This window comes from Steroidobacter sp. (assembly GCF_016790065.1).
Lineage (GTDB): Bacteria > Pseudomonadota > Gammaproteobacteria > Steroidobacterales > Steroidobacteraceae > Steroidobacter.
Genome location: NZ_JAEUPY010000348.1, coordinates 1 through 17,005, shown reverse-complemented (window position 1 = coordinate 17,005; position 17,005 = coordinate 1). Strand labels below are relative to the sequence as shown.

The 17,005-nt window shown below is 61.1% G+C and carries 17 protein-coding genes; 12 read left to right on the top strand and 5 right to left on the bottom strand.

Features of this window, described 5'->3' with window-relative positions; all coding sequences use genetic code 11:
- A partial coding sequence (locus JNL55_RS14400) for a PDR/VanB family oxidoreductase (RefSeq protein WP_293854367.1) occupies positions 1–648 on the top strand: 648 nt, incomplete at its 5' end.
- Here JNL55_RS14400 and JNL55_RS14395 read toward each other — a convergent pair.
- Both JNL55_RS14395 and ftrA read right to left on the bottom strand, forming a co-directional pair.
- Positions 643–1,812 carry an MFS transporter gene (locus JNL55_RS14395; protein ID WP_293854363.1) on the bottom strand — a complete coding sequence of 390 codons (1,170 nt, stop codon included), beginning with the start codon at positions 1,810–1,812 and terminating at the stop codon, positions 643–645. The two genes, JNL55_RS14400 and JNL55_RS14395, sit on opposite strands and share 6 nt — an antisense overlap.
- An 11-nt stretch (positions 1,813–1,823) precedes the next feature.
- Positions 1,824–2,804, bottom strand: coding sequence for a transcriptional regulator FtrA (gene ftrA / locus JNL55_RS14390; RefSeq protein WP_293854360.1), 981 nt, complete (start codon positions 2,802–2,804; stop codon positions 1,824–1,826).
- Between the two features lie 93 nt (positions 2,805–2,897).
- Between ftrA and JNL55_RS14385 the strand changes: the two genes are divergently transcribed.
- A complete protein-coding gene (locus JNL55_RS14385) occupies positions 2,898–3,302 on the top strand; it encodes a rhodanese-like domain-containing protein (protein WP_293854356.1) in 405 nt (134 codons plus the stop codon).
- 61 nt (positions 3,303–3,363) lie between these two features.
- On the top strand, positions 3,364–3,783 hold the full coding sequence (locus JNL55_RS14380; protein ID WP_293854353.1) for a hypothetical protein: 420 nt from the start codon (positions 3,364–3,366) through the stop codon (positions 3,781–3,783).
- Here the strand turns inward: JNL55_RS14380 and JNL55_RS14375 are convergent.
- A complete protein-coding gene (locus JNL55_RS14375; RefSeq protein ID WP_293854350.1) occupies positions 3,778–4,161 on the bottom strand; it encodes a VOC family protein in 384 nt (127 codons plus the stop codon). The genes JNL55_RS14380 and JNL55_RS14375 overlap by 6 nt on opposite strands.
- Before the next feature lie 125 nt (positions 4,162–4,286).
- On the opposite strand from JNL55_RS14375, the gene JNL55_RS14370 reads away from it, so the two are divergent.
- The 5 genes from JNL55_RS14370 to JNL55_RS14350 all read left to right on the top strand — a co-directional run bounded on the left by JNL55_RS14370 (position 4,287) and on the right by JNL55_RS14350 (position 9,220).
- On the top strand, positions 4,287–4,559 hold the full coding sequence (locus JNL55_RS14370; RefSeq protein WP_293854345.1) for a DUF4242 domain-containing protein: 273 nt from the start codon (positions 4,287–4,289) through the stop codon (positions 4,557–4,559).
- Positions 4,560–4,677: 118 nt separating this feature from the next.
- Positions 4,678–7,278, top strand: coding sequence for an AAA family ATPase (locus tag JNL55_RS14365; protein WP_293854342.1), 2,601 nt, complete (start codon positions 4,678–4,680; stop codon positions 7,276–7,278).
- A gap of 94 nt (positions 7,279–7,372) precedes the next feature.
- Positions 7,373–7,609 (top strand): hypothetical protein, encoded by a 237-nt coding sequence (locus JNL55_RS14360; RefSeq protein WP_293854337.1) that lies wholly within the window; start codon positions 7,373–7,375, stop codon positions 7,607–7,609.
- Positions 7,606–7,800, top strand: coding sequence for a twin transmembrane helix small protein (locus JNL55_RS14355; RefSeq protein WP_293854333.1), 195 nt, complete (start codon positions 7,606–7,608; stop codon positions 7,798–7,800). Before JNL55_RS14360 ends, JNL55_RS14355 begins: the two co-directional genes overlap by 4 nt.
- Positions 7,801–7,807: 7 nt before the next feature.
- Positions 7,808–9,220 (top strand): PLP-dependent aminotransferase family protein, encoded by a 1,413-nt coding sequence (locus JNL55_RS14350; protein ID WP_293854328.1) that lies wholly within the window; start codon positions 7,808–7,810, stop codon positions 9,218–9,220.
- On the opposite strand, the gene JNL55_RS14345 is transcribed toward JNL55_RS14350, so the two are convergent.
- On the bottom strand, positions 9,217–9,633 hold the full coding sequence (locus JNL55_RS14345) for a VOC family protein (protein ID WP_293854325.1): 417 nt from the start codon (positions 9,631–9,633) through the stop codon (positions 9,217–9,219). The two genes, JNL55_RS14350 and JNL55_RS14345, sit on opposite strands and share 4 nt — an antisense overlap.
- Before the next feature lie 34 nt (positions 9,634–9,667).
- Positions 9,668–11,908: an ATP-dependent DNA helicase gene (locus JNL55_RS14340; RefSeq protein ID WP_415923077.1), complete on the bottom strand. Its 2,241-nt coding sequence runs from the start codon at positions 11,906–11,908 to the stop codon at positions 9,668–9,670.
- A 282-nt stretch (positions 11,909–12,190) separates the two neighbouring features.
- On the opposite strand from JNL55_RS14340, the gene JNL55_RS14335 reads away from it, so the two are divergent.
- The 4 genes from JNL55_RS14335 to JNL55_RS14320 form a co-directional block, all read left to right on the top strand.
- The gene (locus JNL55_RS14335; RefSeq protein WP_293854317.1) at positions 12,191–15,280 is read left to right on the top strand and encodes a response regulator; all 3,090 of its coding nucleotides are present in this window, start codon (positions 12,191–12,193) and stop codon (positions 15,278–15,280) included.
- Positions 15,277–16,098, top strand: coding sequence for a CheR family methyltransferase (locus tag JNL55_RS14330; protein ID WP_293854312.1), 822 nt, complete (start codon positions 15,277–15,279; stop codon positions 16,096–16,098). Before JNL55_RS14335 ends, JNL55_RS14330 begins: the two co-directional genes overlap by 4 nt.
- Positions 16,098–16,673 carry a chemotaxis protein CheB gene (locus JNL55_RS14325; protein ID WP_293854308.1) on the top strand — a complete coding sequence of 192 codons (576 nt, stop codon included), beginning with the start codon at positions 16,098–16,100 and terminating at the stop codon, positions 16,671–16,673. The genes JNL55_RS14330 and JNL55_RS14325 overlap by 1 nt, the downstream gene beginning before the upstream one ends.
- The coding region (locus JNL55_RS14320) for a two-component system response regulator (RefSeq protein ID WP_293854304.1) at positions 16,670–17,005 on the top strand (336 nt) is incomplete at its 3' end. The genes JNL55_RS14325 and JNL55_RS14320, both read left to right, overlap by 4 nt.

Here is a 17,005-nt window from a genome sequence, read left to right as displayed (position 1 = left end):
AACGCTGACCGGCACGTGCTGTTAGCCGGCGGCATCGGCGTGACGCCGCTGATGAGCATGGCCGAGTACTTATCCAAGCGCGGGCTGGACTTTGAGATGCACTACTGCACGCGATCGCAAACGCGCGCCGCCTTCCTGTCGCGTATTCAACAGTCGCCGTTTGCTAGTCGCGTTCATGTGCATTTCGATGACGGCGCGGTCGAGCAACGCTTTGACGCCACCAAGGTGCTGAGCAAGCCGGAGCCGGGCACGCATGTCTATGTCTGCGGCCCGAGCGGCTTCATGAAGTACGTGCTGGACAGCGCCAAAGCGCAGGGCTGGCCCGATGAGCAAACGCATCGCGAATACTTCGCACCGGCACCGCAAGCCGAAACACCTGCCGGCCAGTTCGAAGTGGAGTTGGCGAGCAGCGGCGAGGTGTTCGTGATTCCTGCCGACAAGGCCATCGTCGAAGTGCTATTGAATGCCGGTATCGAAATCCCGACCTCTTGCGATCAAGGCGTGTGCGGGACCTGTCTGACGCGCGTGATCTCTGGCGTACCGGAGCATCGCGATTCGTTCCTGACCGACCAGGAACGCGACCAGAACGATCAGATGACGCCGTGCTGTTCGCGTGCCAAAACGCCGCGACTGGTGTTGGATCTATAGCGCAGGCGCTAGATCGAAGCGGCGTAAGCCAAGATACGCCGCCAGCAGAACCGACCAGCACACCGTCAAGAAAACTGGGATCAGTTCCAGTCCCCAGTGTTGGGCAATCAGGCCGCTGAGTGCGGGGATGGATGCCAGGCCAACCGCTGCGATCGACACCTGCAAGCCGACGGTATTCGCAGTGTGTTTCGGTCCCACCCTGGCTGGTGTGGTCGCAATCAACGAAGGGAAGATCGGGCCCGACGCGAAGCCCACCAGTGCAATGGCTGTGGCGTCGACCAGCGGATGCAGGCTCGATGCCAGCACGATGACACCGACCAGTGCGACGATGATGCACAGCTTGATGACGGCATCCGGGCTCACACCCCTGGGCAAGAACGCATAGCCCAACCGACTCGCAAACAATCCACCCCAATACAAAGTCACCGCCGTGCCGGCCGATGCCATGGCGATGTCGCGTGCCTCGTACAGCAACGAGAACACCCATGCGCCCGCGGCCGCCTCGCATCCGGTGTAGATAAAGAACACCACTAGCGATAGCTGAACTTTGCCGAGCCGCAGAGTCTCCAGCAGCTTGGCAGGGCGATGATGTTCTTCGTGCGCGACGACTGGCGGCGGCCACTGTGCACGCGACAGCACGAATGCGACCGCGAGCACGATCTCGACAGCGACGATGATTCGATAACCCAACTGCCACTCGCGTCCTGATGTGAGCACGGCCGTCATCAAGGCTGGGCCGGCGGCTGCGCCGACGCCGTAGAACGCATGCAGCACATTGACGAGTCGCGCTGAGTATCGGGTGGCGGCGTGCGTGTTGATGGCTGCGTCGATAGCGCCTGCACCGAAGCCTGTCAGCAGTCCCAGGCCCACCATGACGAACCACGACGGCGCGATGGAGTAACCGAACAAACTGATCGCGGTGAGCGCGCACGACAGCGCCAACAAGTCGCCGATCCCCATACGGCTCAAGATGACGCCGGTGGCCGTGCTGGCCATCACCGAGCCGACCGTGACTGTGATGAACAGCGGGCCGAGTGCATCTTGAGGTAAAGCGAAGTGAGTTCGTATCGCTGGCCACGCCACACCGATCACTGCATCCGGCAGGCCGAGTGCGATGAAACCGACGAAGCTCAGGACGAGCAGCAGCTTGCTGGGCGGTGACATGCAACGACGCTTCAGCTGCTCGCGAACTGACGGCGATACGTTGCTGGGCTGGTGCCGGCGACGCGTCGGAAATGTCGCCGGAATGTTTCCTGCGAATTGAAGCCGACTGCGTCGGCGACATGCGGCAAGGAATGGCGGCCGGCCTGAAGCAGGTCCTTGGCCAGCGCCACACGCTCGCGAATCAGCCATTCATACGGCCCGAACCCCACGGTTTCTTGAAACTGTCGTTGCAAGGTGCGCGGGCTCATCGAGGCGCGGCGTGCCAGCGTTCGCAGTGTGTGACTCTGAGCTGGATGCGCTCGTACCCAATCGATGAGTTTGGACAAGCGATTGCGTTCGTCCTGAGGCATGGGGCGCGGTAAATACTGCGCTTGGCCGCCTTCGCGATGTGGAGGAATGACCAGGCGCTGCGCCACTTGGTTGGCGATCCTGGCACCGTAGTCGGTTCGCACCAGATGTAACAACATGTCCAATCCGGCGGCCGAGCCGGCCGAGGTGAGTACCTGGCCGGAATCGATATACAACGAGTTGGGTTCCACCGTGACGCCCGGGTAACGTTTGCTCAGGCGCTCGGCGTAACGCCAGTGTGTGGTTACGGTGCGGCCGTCGAGAATGCCGGCCGCTGCCAACACGAACACTCCCGAGCAAATCGTGCAAAGGCGGGCGCCTCTTTCGTAGGCGGTACGAATTCGGCGGAGCAGGGCGGCTGGCGGCACTTCGTCTGCATTCCGCCAACCCGGAATCACGATGGTGTCGGCTTGATCGAGCAGTGCCAGCGAATTTGGAACGCGCACTTCGATGCCGCCGGCAGCACGCAGCGGGCCGCGTTCAGCGGCACACACCGAGAAGTCATACCAGTCGACCCCCAGTTCCGGCCGGTCCAGTGCGAACAGCTCGACCACGCAGCCGAATTCGAACGTACACAAGCCGTCATAGGCCAGGGCCACCACACGGTGGCGCCGTCGGGACGGCGAGCGCGCTTTTCTGCTCATGGCGCGATGTTACCGATCTATGGCGTCGGCGCCAGTGGGTGTCCGGGCGGAAAATGCTCACAATGGACTCATTCCTCGAGTCTGGAGGCCTTTATGACAACTGCCGTTACCGCCGTCGCCCCCGCTGCCAGCGAGCGAGCCCTGAAACATTTCGAGTCCGCGCTGGAATTCGAAACCGATTGTTGGGACGTGCACGATTCCCTGTCCGGCGGCCAGACAGACTTCGTGTTGCTGGATGTGCGCAATCATGCGCTTTATGAAAAGGGTCACGTGCCAGGTGCGGTGAGCTTGCCGCATGGGAAAATCATCGAAGGAACGTTGCGCAACTATCCGGCTGACACCGTGTTCGTCGTTTATTGTGCCGGCCCTCACTGCAACGGTGCGCACCGCGGCGCCATTCGATTGGCGCGCCTCGGCCGCCCCGTGAAGTTGATGATCGGCGGCATCACCGGTTGGCTGGACGAAGGCTTCACTCTGGCGACCGGCCCATCCCAATGAAGGTCGGTGCAGGAACATGATCGGGCTGGTCAAAGCGCCCGCATGCTCCTACCCTTGGCTCATGCCAAGCATCAGCATCCGCGCCGTCATCCTCGCCAGTCTGGCCGTGCTCGGCGTCGATATTCTGAGCGGCATGGTGCTGACTCAGATGTTCGGCGGCCCGAGCTTCGATTCGGGCTTGACCGATGAACAAATCCGCAGTGCCTATCAAGTGCTGCTGCAGGACGTGCGCTACCTGACTTTCGGTTTGATTCTCGGGACGGCGTCCACGGTGCTGGGCGGTTATCTGGCGGCGCGACTGGCGCGCAACATGCCTTACTTCAATGCGCTGGCGTTCGGCGTGCTCGGGCTGTTGATCAGCACCATCGGCTCGGGCGATCTGCCCACCTGGTTCAAAGTCGTCGGCCTGCTGCTGACCTTGCCCGCCGCGCTGCTCGGCGGTCACTTCGCCAAACTGCAGATGAGCAAGCCGGTGTCATGAACCGCTGCCATAGGGCCGCGTGATGATTTCCAAGTAGTGGCCGCTCGGGTCGTTCCAATACAGGCCCCGGCCACCGTCGTTACGATTGATCTGTGACGGGCGCGAGTGAAACGGGTCAGCCCAATATTCCAAGGAACGCTGTTTGATGCGCGCGAAGATGGCGTCGAACTCGGCCTCGCTCACCAGAAACGCGTAATGCTCGATGGGCATGGCCTCGTTCGAGTCCTGATAGTCGAGCGTCACGCCGTTAGCCAGCGTGACCGTCCAGAACGGCCCAAAGCGCACCGGCGCACTCAGCCCGAGGATCTCGGTTAGAAAGGTCGCTGCCGCCTGCGCATCCCGGGCGGGCACGATGGTGTGATTGAGCTGTATGGCCATGAGCTGCCCCTGGCGAGTCCATCCTGATTCTGGCCGGGGTCGCCCAAAATAGGCAATCCAACCGTATTGTCCGCAGGGGCGGCTTCGTATCTTGGCATTCCCTTTTACATGGTGAGGAGATGCCGATGCCGCGCTATCTGATCGAACGCACCTTTCCCGACGGTTTGGGTTTGCCGACCAATGCGGAAGGTGCCAAGGCCGTCACGTCGGTAGTGTCCAACAACACCCAGGAAGGCGTGACCTGGATCCATTCCTATGTGACGCCGGATCGAAAAAAGACCTACTGCATCTATGACGGTCCCTCGCCCGAGGCGATTCGCTCGGTGGCCGGCCGCAACGGCTTGCCGGTGGACCGCATCACTGAAGTCAGGGTGCTGGATCCTTATTTTCTGTACTGATTTTCTGCTCCAGATTATTCGTCAGCAAACGACTCGGGCGGCGCGCTCGCGATCCGGCGGGCGCGCTATGATGCCGGCGGCGACTAGAGGATGACTGCGTCGTGGCGGGGCCCGGGCAATGAAGCTGCTGGAGCGGGATGAGCTGCTGACATCGCTACAGGCACTGCTGCGAACTGCCGCCGCGGGCCAGGGCGCCCTGTTGTTTTTGGAAGGCGAGGCCGGCATCGGCAAAACGTCGCTGTTACGAACCTTCGCCGACGCGCAGCGTGCGCACCTCCCTGTTTACTGGGGTGCGTGCGATCCATTGCATACACCGCGGCCACTCGGTCCGCTGTTCGATATCGCTGCTCAGCTGCAAGGCGAATTGCAGACGGCCTTGTACGGCGATGGCGACCGGCTGCGTATCTTCAGCAGCTTTCTTGCGGAAGTCACTCGACCGCCGACGCTGATCGTGTTGGAAGATTTGCATTGGGCCGACGAAGCCACGCTCGACTTCCTGCGCTATGCCGGTCGTCGCATCGGGCGCACTCATGCGCTGCTGGTGGCGAGTTTTCGTAGCGATGAAGTCGGGCCGTCACATGCGTTACGACTGGTGCTCGGCGATCTCGCCACCAGCGGCGCGAAACGACTGTCTCCGCAGCTGTTGTCAGTGGCGGCCATTCAAGAACTCATCGAAGATCGCGACATCGATGCGGCCGAGTTGCATCGAAAAACCGGCGGCAATCCGTTCTTTGTCACTGAAGTCGTCGCAGCGGGCGGTGTCGGCATGCCGGCCACTGTGCGAGATGCGGTGCTTGCCCGTGCAGCTCGGTTGCGACCGTCTGCTCGTGCCATTCTCGATGCGGCCGCCGTCGCGGGGCCACGCATCGAACCTTGGTTGTTACAAGAGTTGACGGCGGCCGAGAGTGGCTCCATCGATGAATGCCTGGCCTCCGGTGTGCTGTGTGCGCAGAACGGCGTCTTTATGTTTCGTCACGAGCTGGCTCGCGAAGCTGTGCTCGATGCGTTGACGCCGACACACGCCATGAGTCTGCATCGTATGGTGTTACAAGCGCTGCAAATGCGGGCGAGTGCAGATCTCGCGCGACTGGCGCATCACGCAGAAGGGGCGGCACTTGCTGAGGCTGTGTTGGAGCTTGCACCGGCAGCCGCTCGAGAGGCCGCGGCGAAAGGGGCTCATCGTCAAGCGGCTCAGCAATTCGCTCGGGCACTTCGCTTTGTTTCCGCGCCGACGGTACAGCGAGCTGCCTTGCTCGATGACTACGCGTCTGAGTGTCAGCTCGGCGGTCTGGTGCCTGATGCCATCGAGGCGCGGCAGAACGCTGTGACGTTGTGGCAAGGGCTTGGCGAGCGTAGTAGGCAGGCGATTTCGCTGGCGAGGTTGGCTCACGCGCTGGTGGTGTCAGGTCGAAATGCTGAAAGCGAGGCGACCATGCGTTCAGCGCTGGCGCTGGTCGAGAACGATGCGACCGGAGCTGCTGCTGTCGTCGTCAGGCGCTGGGCGGCTCATTTACGAATGTTGGATCGCGATGTCGATCAGGCCATTCAAGAAGGGGAATTGGCCAAGGCGGCCGCGGAGCTGTTGGGCGACCAGGAGTCCATCGTTCATTGTCTGAATACCATTGGCTCGTCTTTGATTCTGGAAGGGCGCGTTGCCGAGGGGTGCGAGCAGTTGGAGCGCAGTCGTGCGTTGGCGGAAGAGCTACGTTCGGATTCTGGGGTTGCCAGCGCTTACGTGAATTTGGGCTCGGCGTGCGGCGAGGTTTATCGGTTCGATCTGGCCGACAACTATTTGCGCCGGGGCATCGAGTTTTGTAACGAGCGCGATATCGACTTCGCGCGCTTGTATCAGCTGTCTTGGCAAGCGTTGGTGTGGATGTACCGCGGGCGCTGGACGGAGGCATCCGGTGCTGCTCATGTGGTGTTGGCAGAGAGCCGGTCGCCGGTGATTGCTCGCATCACGGCGTTGATCGCGTTGGGTCGCGTGCGAGCCCGTCGTGGCGATCCGGCAGTTTGGGAAGCGCTTCATGAAGCTCAAGAACTGGCTGGGAATACCGGCACGTTGCAACGAGTCGCTTTGATGCAGACGGCGCGAGCCGAGGCTGCATGGTTCGAAGGTCGAACTGCTGAGGCGGCGAGCGAGGCTGCCGCCGGTGTCGAGCTCGCCGTTCGTAAACGACATCCTTGGTTTGCGTCGGAGTTGTTGTTCTGGTGTTGGCAGGGCGACGGTTCTTTGCCTGGCGGCATCCCGGAGTTCTGTGCTCAGCAGCCGTTTGCGATGGAGATTTCCGGACGGTGGCAGGAGGCGGCGGGGATTTGGCGTGCGTTGAATTGTCCTTTCGAGGCGGCTCGGGCTTCGATGGAAGGCGACGAGGCCGCGCAACGCGAGGCGCTGACCATGTTCGAAACCTTTGGCGCCCGGCCCATGATCGAACGCATGCGGTACAAGCTGCGCTCCGCTGGCGTTCGCGGGCTGCAGCGAGGGCCGCGAGATAGCACCCAGAGTAATTTGGCGGGGCTGACCACCAAGGAGGTGGAGGTGCTCGGGTTGTTGTCGCAAGGCCTGCGTAATAAGGAAATCGGCCAGCGATTGCATCGCTCCTCGCGCACCGTCGACCATCATCTGGCGGCGATCTTTACCAAGCTCGACGTCTCCACTCGGGCCGAGGCGGTGAGCGCGGCTTACCGGATGGGCATAATCTCGGCCCGCGCGCCGTAGCCCGGTCTGTGCCACTTTTTTTATCCTGATCTGCATCTGTTATGCAGCACAGCTGCTCCCCTACCATGGCTCCCGTACCAAGGAGCCAAACGCCATGAGGATTGCCAAACCAATGCTGCTGATCACCACCCCCATCGGTGTGGTGGGCGCGATTTACGAAGCGCATCGATTGGCCGGCGGCCTGGTGTTCCTGATGGTGGCGTTGATGACCCTGATTGCGGTCGCCTTCGGCACCTTGGTGTTTACCATTCGGAAAGAAGCCGCTGAGGAAGCACAGCGGGCCGCGGCCAAAGCGGCCCTGGCGTCATCGAGTTCGTTGGAGCAAGCATGAAAGGTCTTATCGTTCTGACCCTGATCGGCATCGTCATCAGCCTGGCGCATGCCTTGTTCACCATGACTGGCGGGCCCACCGACAACAAGCGCATGGTGCGCGCCCTGAGCATTCGTGTCGGCTTGTCGGTGGCGTTGTTTGCGTTCCTGATGATTGGCTGGTACTTAGGCCTGCTGCAACCTCATCAATGACGGGCGCATGAAGCTATACCAGGAGCTGGCCGCCGATCTTTCCTCGCTGATCAGACAGGGCACGCTACAGGCCGGCGAGCGAATTCCTTCGGTGCGTGAGCTGTGTCGCGAGCGGGGCGTCAGTCCTGCAACGGCGATGCGCGCTTACGACGTTCTGGAAGCCAGCGGCTTGGTGGAAAGCCGCCATCGCTCCGGCTACTTCGTCAGCAATCGTTGGCAGCAAGCACCGAGCGAGCCGCGGGCATCGCGCCCATCGACGCGCTCCACGCAGGTGGATGTCAGCGATCTGGTGTTCGACATTCTCGAAGCATCGCGAGATCGCGACGTGGTGCCGCTGGGTTCGGCATTTCCAAGTCCCACGCTATTTCCCTGGGCCAAGCTCGCACGACACCTTGGCAGCAGCGCCAGAAGCATGGATCCATGGAGCACCATGGAAAGCCTGCCGCCGGGTAGTGCCGAGCTGAGACGGCAGATCGCGCGACGCTATTTGCAGTTCGGCTCGCGAGTGCCGGCCGACGAAATAGTCATCACCTCCGGCGCGCTCGAAGCGCTGAATCTGTGTTTGCAAACCGTCACCAACCCCGGCGACACGATTGCCATCGAAGCACCGGCGTTCTACGCCAGCTTGCAAGCCATCGAGATGTGGGGGCTGCGGGCGGTGGAGATCCCGACGCATCCTCGCGAAGGCATCGATCTGGGCGCACTCGAGCAAGCCATCGCCAAACACAACATCCGCGCCTGCTGGTTCATGACCACGTTCCAGAATCCGCTCGGCGCTTCGTTACCCGAAGAAAAGAAGCGCGATCTGGTGAAGCTATTGGCCGAGCACGAGATTCCTTTGATCGAAGATGACGTCTACGCCGAGCTGCACTTCGGCGAGCATCGGCCCAAGCCGGCGAAGGCGTTCGATCGCAAAGGGTTGGTGCTGAACTGCGGTTCGTTCTCCAAGTGTCTGGCGCCGGGTTATCGATTGGGTTGGGCGGCGGCGGGGCGTTTCGCCGCGGCCGTACAACGACGCAAGGTCACGACTTCGCTAGCGACCAGCGTGCCGATTCAGAACGGCATCGCGCAGATGCTACGTAACGAAGGTTACGACCGGCATTTGGACAAGCTGCGTCAGGCGCTGAAGTTGCAGCAGGGGGCGGCGCTTGCGTCTCTCAAGCAGCACTTCCCGGCGGGCTTCCGGGTTGCGACACCGGAAGGCGGCTACTTTCTATGGATCGAGTTGCCAGAGAAAGTCGACGCGCTCGAAGTACATCGGCGCGCCATCGATGCTCACATCAGTATCGCGCCCGGCCCGATGTTCTCGGCTCGCCGGCAGTTCCGCAATTGCCTGCGTTTGAACTACGGCCACCCGTGGACGGCGCAAGTGGACGATGCGGTCGCTGAGTTGGGCCGCATCGTCGCGGACCTCGCCTAGGCATTCATATACTGATCCCAGAAGCCTGCGGCCGGGTCGATCTGCTGAACCACGTCGACCAGGGTTCCGGACGGATCGATCAGCCCGAAGCGTCGCTGGCCCCACGGCTCATCGCGCAGTTCATACGAGAAGCGTCCGCCGGACTGACGCACCTTTTCGAACTCCGCCGCCGCATCGCTCACCTGTAACGTGAAAAACATCCCTTGGCCGTTGAATCGTTCCGGCCCGGGCGGCGACGACGGATGGTCAGGGGTCATGAAGGCCACGGCCAGCACCGGATTGGCGGTGGAGGCCAGATAAATGAACCAGCTGGATTCGAAAATCACTTCGAAGCCGAAGTGGCGGACATAGAAATCGCGACACTCGCCGAGGGCTGCGGTGACGATGACCGGATAAGCGGATTGCAATTGCATAGGCTCTCTCAATGCGTCTCTCAGGATGGGGCTCTCAGGGTTTGGGGTTGGGCAATATTTGCAATTGCCACCACTTGGGTAACAGCTCTTTGACCTCGCGCCGGGCAAAACGATCGTCGATCAAGTACACCACGCCGCGATCGTTGCGCGTACGGATTACGCGGCCGGCAGCCTGAATCACTTTCTGTAGCCCGGGGTATAGATAAGTGTAGGCATAGCCGGCTTCGAACAGCTCGTCCATGCGTAAGCGCATTTGCTCACTCACGTCGTTGAGCTGCGGCAGGCCGAGAGTGGCGATGAACGCGCCGATCATTCGTTCCCCCGGCAGATCGATGCCTTCGCCGAAGGCGCCACCCAGTACGGCCAGCGCAATACTGCGCCCGTCGGGTTGGAAGCCGTCGAGAAATTGTTTGCGCTCCAGCTCCGACATGTTGCGACATTGCAGTCGATTGGGAATGTGCGGAGCGACCTTGTCCAACTGTTCGGCGATGCGCGCCAGGTAGTCGAAGCTGCTGGCGAACACCAGATAGTTGCCAGGAAGGCGTTCGAACTGCCGGACGATCAGCTCCACCATGGGCGCGATGGAATCGTCACGATGCCTGAAGCGCGTCGAAATGTGACGCACCAGTTGCACGTTGAGCTGATCCGCCGAGAACGGCGAGTCCACATCCAGCCAACGCGTCGTCTCCGGCAAGCCCAGCAAGTCGAGATAAAAATCCCGGGGCGTGAGTGTGGCCGAAAACAGCACCACGCTGTTGGTGTGAGCGAAGCGTAGTTTCAAGAACGGGCCGGGCACGACGTTGCGAAGGGTGAACGTGGCGTATTCGGGATGGGCGATGTCGAACAACGAATGTTCGGCGAACTCCTCGGCGAGACCGGAGAAGGCCAAGGCGTCAAAGAACAATCGCTGCACCGGCTCGGGCATCAGCAACGCCTGATCGGTCAGCGCACTGTGCTGGGTGATGTAAGTGTCCAGCGCCTTGAGCAGCGACTTCGGTGCGATGTGATAAACCTGATACGGCACCTTCTGGGCGCCGGCAACGCGTTGGAACTCGTTGTTCAGTCGCTCGACGGCGCCGCGAAGCATAGGTGGCGCTTCTTTCTTGGCTCGTCGCAGGCTCTCGGCGTCGAGAGTAGCCGAATACATCCGGCGGGCACGTTCGATCAGGTTATGCGCTTCGTCGACCAGTACGCCTACGCGCCAGCCTTGCTCCTGCGCCAGTCCGTACAGGAAGGCGCTTTGATCGAAGTAGTAGTTGTAGTCGGCGACGATCACGTCGCTCCAGCGCGCCAGTTCCTGCGATAGAAAGTACGGGCAGACGTAGTGCTCCGTGGCGACGCTGTTGACCACGGCTTGCGTCATGGTGCCGCGGTTGAGTGCGTCAGCTCGTGCGGCCGGCATCCGGTCATAGAATTTCTTGGCGAGCGGACACGACTCGCCATGACAGGCCGAGTCCGGATATTTACAAACCTTCTCGCGCGCTACGATTTCCAGCACGCGCAACTTCAAATCGGGCGGTGTCAGCGCTCGTAATCCATCCAGCGCCAACTGACGGCCTGTGGTCTTGGCGGTGAGATAAAATATGCGATCGATCTTTTGTGCCCCCATGGCCTTGAGCATGGGGAACAGCGTGCCGATGGTCTTGCCGACGCCGGTCGGTGCCTGCGCGAGCAAATGCTCGCTAGTGGCAGCGGCGCGATACACCGCTTCGGCGAGCTGGCGCTGCGACGGATAAAACTCGAACGGAAAGTTCAACGCTTGGAGCGCGCGGTCGCGAGCTTGCCGATGTTCCCATTCGGCGCGGCCCCAAATGGCATAGCAAGCGCAGTGTTCCTCGAAAAAGGTTTGCAACACATCGGCGCGATAGTCTTCCGCCAGCACGGTCTCGTGCTCGGTATCCACGTCGTAGTACACCAGCGCGACCCGAATTTTCGGCAACCGCTGTCGCTGGCACAGCATCGCGGCGTACATCTTGGCCTGTGCCCAATGCAGAGCGCGGTGATTTTCCGGCATGCGAGCCAGATCGCCGCGATAGGTTTTGCATTCATCGAGCCGGCGTTCCTTGCTGTCGTAGCCGTCGGCACGACCGCGCACGTAAAGACCTTCGAAGATGCCATCCAACGGCACTTCGACTTCATAGTCTCGCCCGCGACGATTGGCGACGACGATGTGTCCAGCAATGCCTTCGCGAGCGCTGGGTGCAGGAGTGAAGCGCAGGTCCAGATCGCCACGCTTGGCAGTGAACTGACACAACACTCGTACCGCCACCGACATGCCGGCAGCGGAAGCTTTGACAGGCGGCGGTGCTGGCGCTGCTGTCGGAGATTTACCGGTCGACATAGGGACACGGCGGGTATGTGGTTATATACAGTAGCATGCCTGACGGCGGCGCAAGCTGAATTTCTGCTCGACCCCGGTGAGGCTTTCGGGCCGCACGAAAATTGTGCGACGGTGGGAACCTTTACGCCGCTCGCTCGTTTTCCGCGTCATGCCAATTATTAAGCTGCGGCCAGCTGCTCTGACGTCGCGGCATGGCTTGGGAATTCCAGCAGCGACATGCGAAAACGTTTCGAAAAAGAGACGCACGACGGTTGGTATGTATTCATCGCCGCGAGCTTGCTCGCCATTTTCGTGGTCGACTTACAGACCCGGATCGGCGTGGCCACCTGGTTGTTCTATCTCATCCCGCTCGGGGCCTGCATATTCCTGACGCGCCCGGGCGCGCCACTGGCAGTGGCGGGAATCTCCACGGTGCTGATCGTCATCGATTACTTTTTTTCTCCGGCGGGCGGCACCGTCTGGGTGGCGCAGCTCAATCGCAGCTTCGTCACCGTCGTGATCTGGGCATTCGCATTTCAGACGCGCCTGGCCATTACCACTCGGGCGTCGCTGCGTAAGCAGGACTGGATTCGTACGGCGCAATCGACGTTATCGCAGCGGGTACTCGGCGAACTGTCGTTGAGCGATGTTGGCGAACGCATCGTCACGTTCATGAGTGAGTATCTGGGTGCGAACGTCGGTGCTCTGTACGCCCGGCAGGATGCTAGCGGTGCGGTTTGCATCGGCGGCTATGCACTGCCGGCTGAGCATCCGGCACGCGTCAACATTGCGACCCACGAAGGGTTGGTCGGTCAGGCGTTGAAAGATCGCAAGACCATTCATTTGCGCTCCATTCCGGCCGGCGAACTGGAGATCACCGGCGCACTGGGCAGCATTCGGCCCAAGACCTTGATCGTCAGCCCCGTGATCGTGGACGGCGTCTCGGTTGGCGCGCTGGAGCTGGGCTTCATCGAGGCCATCGGCCGCGCCGATCTGGAATTGCTGGAATTGTTGAGCGAGCCCATGGGCATGGCGATTCGCACCGCTCGGATGCGCAGCGAGCGCGAAGAGTTATTGCGGGCGACCCAGCGGCAGGCCGAAGAACTGCAGACTCAACAGGAAGAGCTACGGGTCAGCAATGAAGAGCTCGAACAGCAGAGCAACCTGCTCCGCGACAGTCAGGTGCGTCTGGAAGCGCAGCAGGCGGAGTTGGAGCAGAGCAATGTGCAGCTCGAAGAGCACATGCAAATGCTGTCGCATCAGAATGACAATCTGGATTCGGCGCGACGCGAGCTATTGACCAAAGCGGCTGAGTTGGAACGCTCCAATCAGTTCAAGTCCGAGTTCCTGGCCAACATGTCGCATGAACTGCGTACCCCGCTCAACAGCTCGCTGATTCTGGCCAAACTGCTCGCCGACAACAGCCAAGGCAATCTCAGCGACGAGCAGATCAAGTTCGCTCGGAACATTTATTCAGCCGGCAATGATTTGCTGGAGCTGATCAACGACATCCTGGATCTGTCCAAGATCGAAGCGCGTCAGATCGATTTGAAGCGCGAGCGCATCGGCTTGCCGGCGCTGCTCGACAACATGGCGCAAACCTTCCGGCCCATCTCGACTCAGAAGCACGTGACGTTGGAAATGTCGCTGGCGCCGAATGCGCCGGCGGAGATCGAAACGGACTCGCAGCGGCTGCGCCAGGTCTTGCGCAATCTGCTGTCGAACGCGCTGAAGTTCACCGTCCAGGGCAAAGTGACGTTGAAGGTGTTCGTGCGTGCGGACACGGGCGACATTGCGTTCTCGGTCGAGGATACCGGCATCGGCATTTCGCCGGACAAGCAGGAAATCATTTTCGAGCCGTTCCGGCAGGCGGACGGCACCACCAACCGGCGCTTCGGCGGCACCGGGCTGGGGTTGTCCATTTCTCGTCAGTTGGCCGCGATGCTCGGTGGTCACATCGAGTTGCAGAGTCAGCCGGGCGTGGGCAGCACGTTCACGCTGATCCTGCCAACGGCATTGCCGGCACAGCCTGAAAAAGAAGAGCGGCTGGTTGCGTCGGCGCCGGTGCCCATTCGTACTCGACAGCACGCAGCTGCAGAGCGAACGTTTGGGTCTGCGCCGACGACGGCTGACGGTGGGCGCGTCCTGCTCATCGTCGAGGATGACCAATCGTTCGCGCAAACCATTGCGACGCTGGCGGCGGGGCTGCAATTCGAATGCGTGATTGCGAGCACGGCCGACGAAGGCATCGAGCTTGCGCTCAAGCTGCGGCCGACCGCCATCGTGCTCGACATCCGGCTGCCGGATCACACCGGCTTGACGGTGCTCGACCGGCTCAAGCACGATCCGGCGACGCGACACATTCCGGTGCAAGTGATTTCCGGCCACGACTACACCCATGTGGCGTTGGAGATGGGCGCCGCCAATGTGTTGATGAAGCCGGTGGAGCGCGAGCAGTTGCTGAACTCGCTCACCAAGCTGGCTCACAAAGCGGCCGATGCCACGCGTGCGGTGTTGATCGTCGAAGACAACGCCATGCAGCGTGACGGCGTCGAACGCCTATTGCAGTCCGAGCAGGTCAAGACGGTGGCAGTCGCTTCGGCCGCCGCAGCTTTGGAACAGCTGCGCACCGCGACGTTCGATTGCATGGTGCTCGATCTGGCGCTGCCCGACGCGTCGGGCTATGAGTTGCTGGAACAGATGGCCAACAACGAGGCCTACTCGTTCCCGCCTGTGATCGTTTACACCGGCCGCTCGTTGTCGGCCGACGAAGAACAGCAGCTGCGCCGCTATTCCAAGTCCATCATCATCAAGGGCACGCGCTCGCCGGAACGCTTGTTGGATGAGGTGACGCTGTTCCTGCATCGGGTGGAAGCGTCGTTGCCGGCTGAGCAGCAGCGCATGTTGCGCGTAGCTCGCAGTCGTGAAGCGGTGTTCGAGAAGCGTCGCATCCTGTTGGTCGAGGATGATGTGCGCAACGTGTTTGCGATCACGCGAGTGCTGGAACCGCACGGCGCGATTCTGGAAATTGCACGTAATGGACGCGAGGCGCTCGAGACACTGCAGCGAAATTCTGAGATCGAGCTGGTGTTGATGGACATCATGATGCCGGAGATGGACGGCTTCGAGGCCATGCGTGCGATTCGGGCCGAGCGTCGCTGGGCCAATCTGCCCATCATCGCGCTCACCGCCAAGGCCATGCCGGATGACCGCCAGAAGTGTTTGCAGGCCGGCGCCAACGATTACATCACCAAGCCCATCGACATCGAAAAACTGTTGTCGCTGTTGCGGATCTGGATGCCGGTGCGGCGGGGAGCGCCCCGTTGAGGCAGGCAATCTCAGAAGCCGAGATTGCCCAGCTGCTGGAGACTGTGTACCAGCGTTATCACTATGACTTCCGCCAATACGCCGCGGCTTCGCTGAAACGGCGGCTGCTACAAGCGCTGAGTCATTTTCAGTGCTCCAGTCTGGCTCAGTTACAACAACTGATGACCAATGACGAGAAGGTATTCCCGCGCCTGCTCGAATATCTCACGGTGCAGGTCAGCGATCTGTTTCGAGATCCTGAGTTCTTCCTGTCGCTGCGGCAGAACGTGGTGCCGCTGCTCGCCACCTATCCGTCATTGAAGCTCTGGGTGGCCGGCTGCAGTACCGGCGAGGAAGCCTACTCCTTGGCTATCTTGCTGGCCGAAGAAGGGCTGCTGGAACGCACTCGCATCTACGCCACCGATATCAACGACGAGAGTCTGCGCAAGGCGCAGAAGGGCGTGTACTCGCTGGATCGAATGCGGCAGTTCACGTTGAATCATCGCGCCGCCGGTGGGCATAGCTCGTTATCCGACTACTATCATGCCGCGCATGACAGCGCCGTGATGGCACCGACGTTGAAAGAGCACATCACTTTCGCCGATCACAGCCTCGCTACCGACAGTATTTTTTCCGAAGTTCAACTGGTGTCGTGTCGCAATGTGCTGATCTACTTCGATCGTACGTTGCAGGATCGCGCGCTGGGCCTGTTCCACGATTCGTTGTGTCGGCGCGGCTTTCTGTGTCTGGGCACCAAGGAGTCGGTGCGCTTCTCGGCCTATGCGCAGAACTTTGCCGAACTCAGTGCCGAACAAAGGATCTACCGGAGGGTGGATTGATGATGACGCCGCTGGCAGTGGTCATCGGTGGTTCGGCGGGCGCGCTCGAGGTGCTCCGGCCCATCGTGCGCGCGCTGCCGGGGACGTTGATGTGTCCCGTAGTCATCGTCATTCATCTGCCGGCGCATTCCAGCGGCCTGGCCGATCTATTGGGCGCGGACACCACGCTCACTGTGAAACAGGCCGAGGACAAAGAGCCCATCAGCGCTGGCACCATCTATATCGCGCCGCCGAGTTATCACTTGTTGATCGAATCGCACGGCGCGTTTGCGCTCTCGGCCGATCCGCCGGTGCATTTCTCGCGCCCAGCCATCGACGTGTTGTTCGAAACCGCTAGCGATGTTTACGGCGCCAAGCTCATCGGTATTTTGCTCAGCGGCGCCAGCGAAGACGGTGCTGCCGGTTTGCAGGAAATCCACGCGGCCGGAGGCATGACCATCGTGCAATCGCCGCTTTCCGCGGAGGTCGCCATCATGCCGGCGGCGGCCATCGCCTTGTTCGAACCCACCTACGTATGGCCGCCCAACGACATAGCTTTTGGACTGACGAAACTGCTGAGCCGGAGCTCGTCATGACCGAGCGCTCGCGCATTCTGTTGGTGGACGACGTCGACGAGAATCTGGTGGCGCTCGAAGCGCTGCTCCGTCGCGACGATGCGGACATCGTGACCGCGCGCTCGGGCACCGAGGCGTTGGAGCTGGTGCTGCAGAAGGAGTTCGCGCTGGCTTTCGTCGACGTACAGATGCCGGAGATGGACGGCTTCGAGCTGGCCGAATACATGCGCGGCGCCGAGCGCTCCAAATATATTCCGATCATTTTTCTGACCGCGGGCACGGGCGATACCAACCGAGTGTTTCGTGGCTACGAGTCGGGTGCGGTGGACTTTTTGTTCAAGCCGGTGGATCCG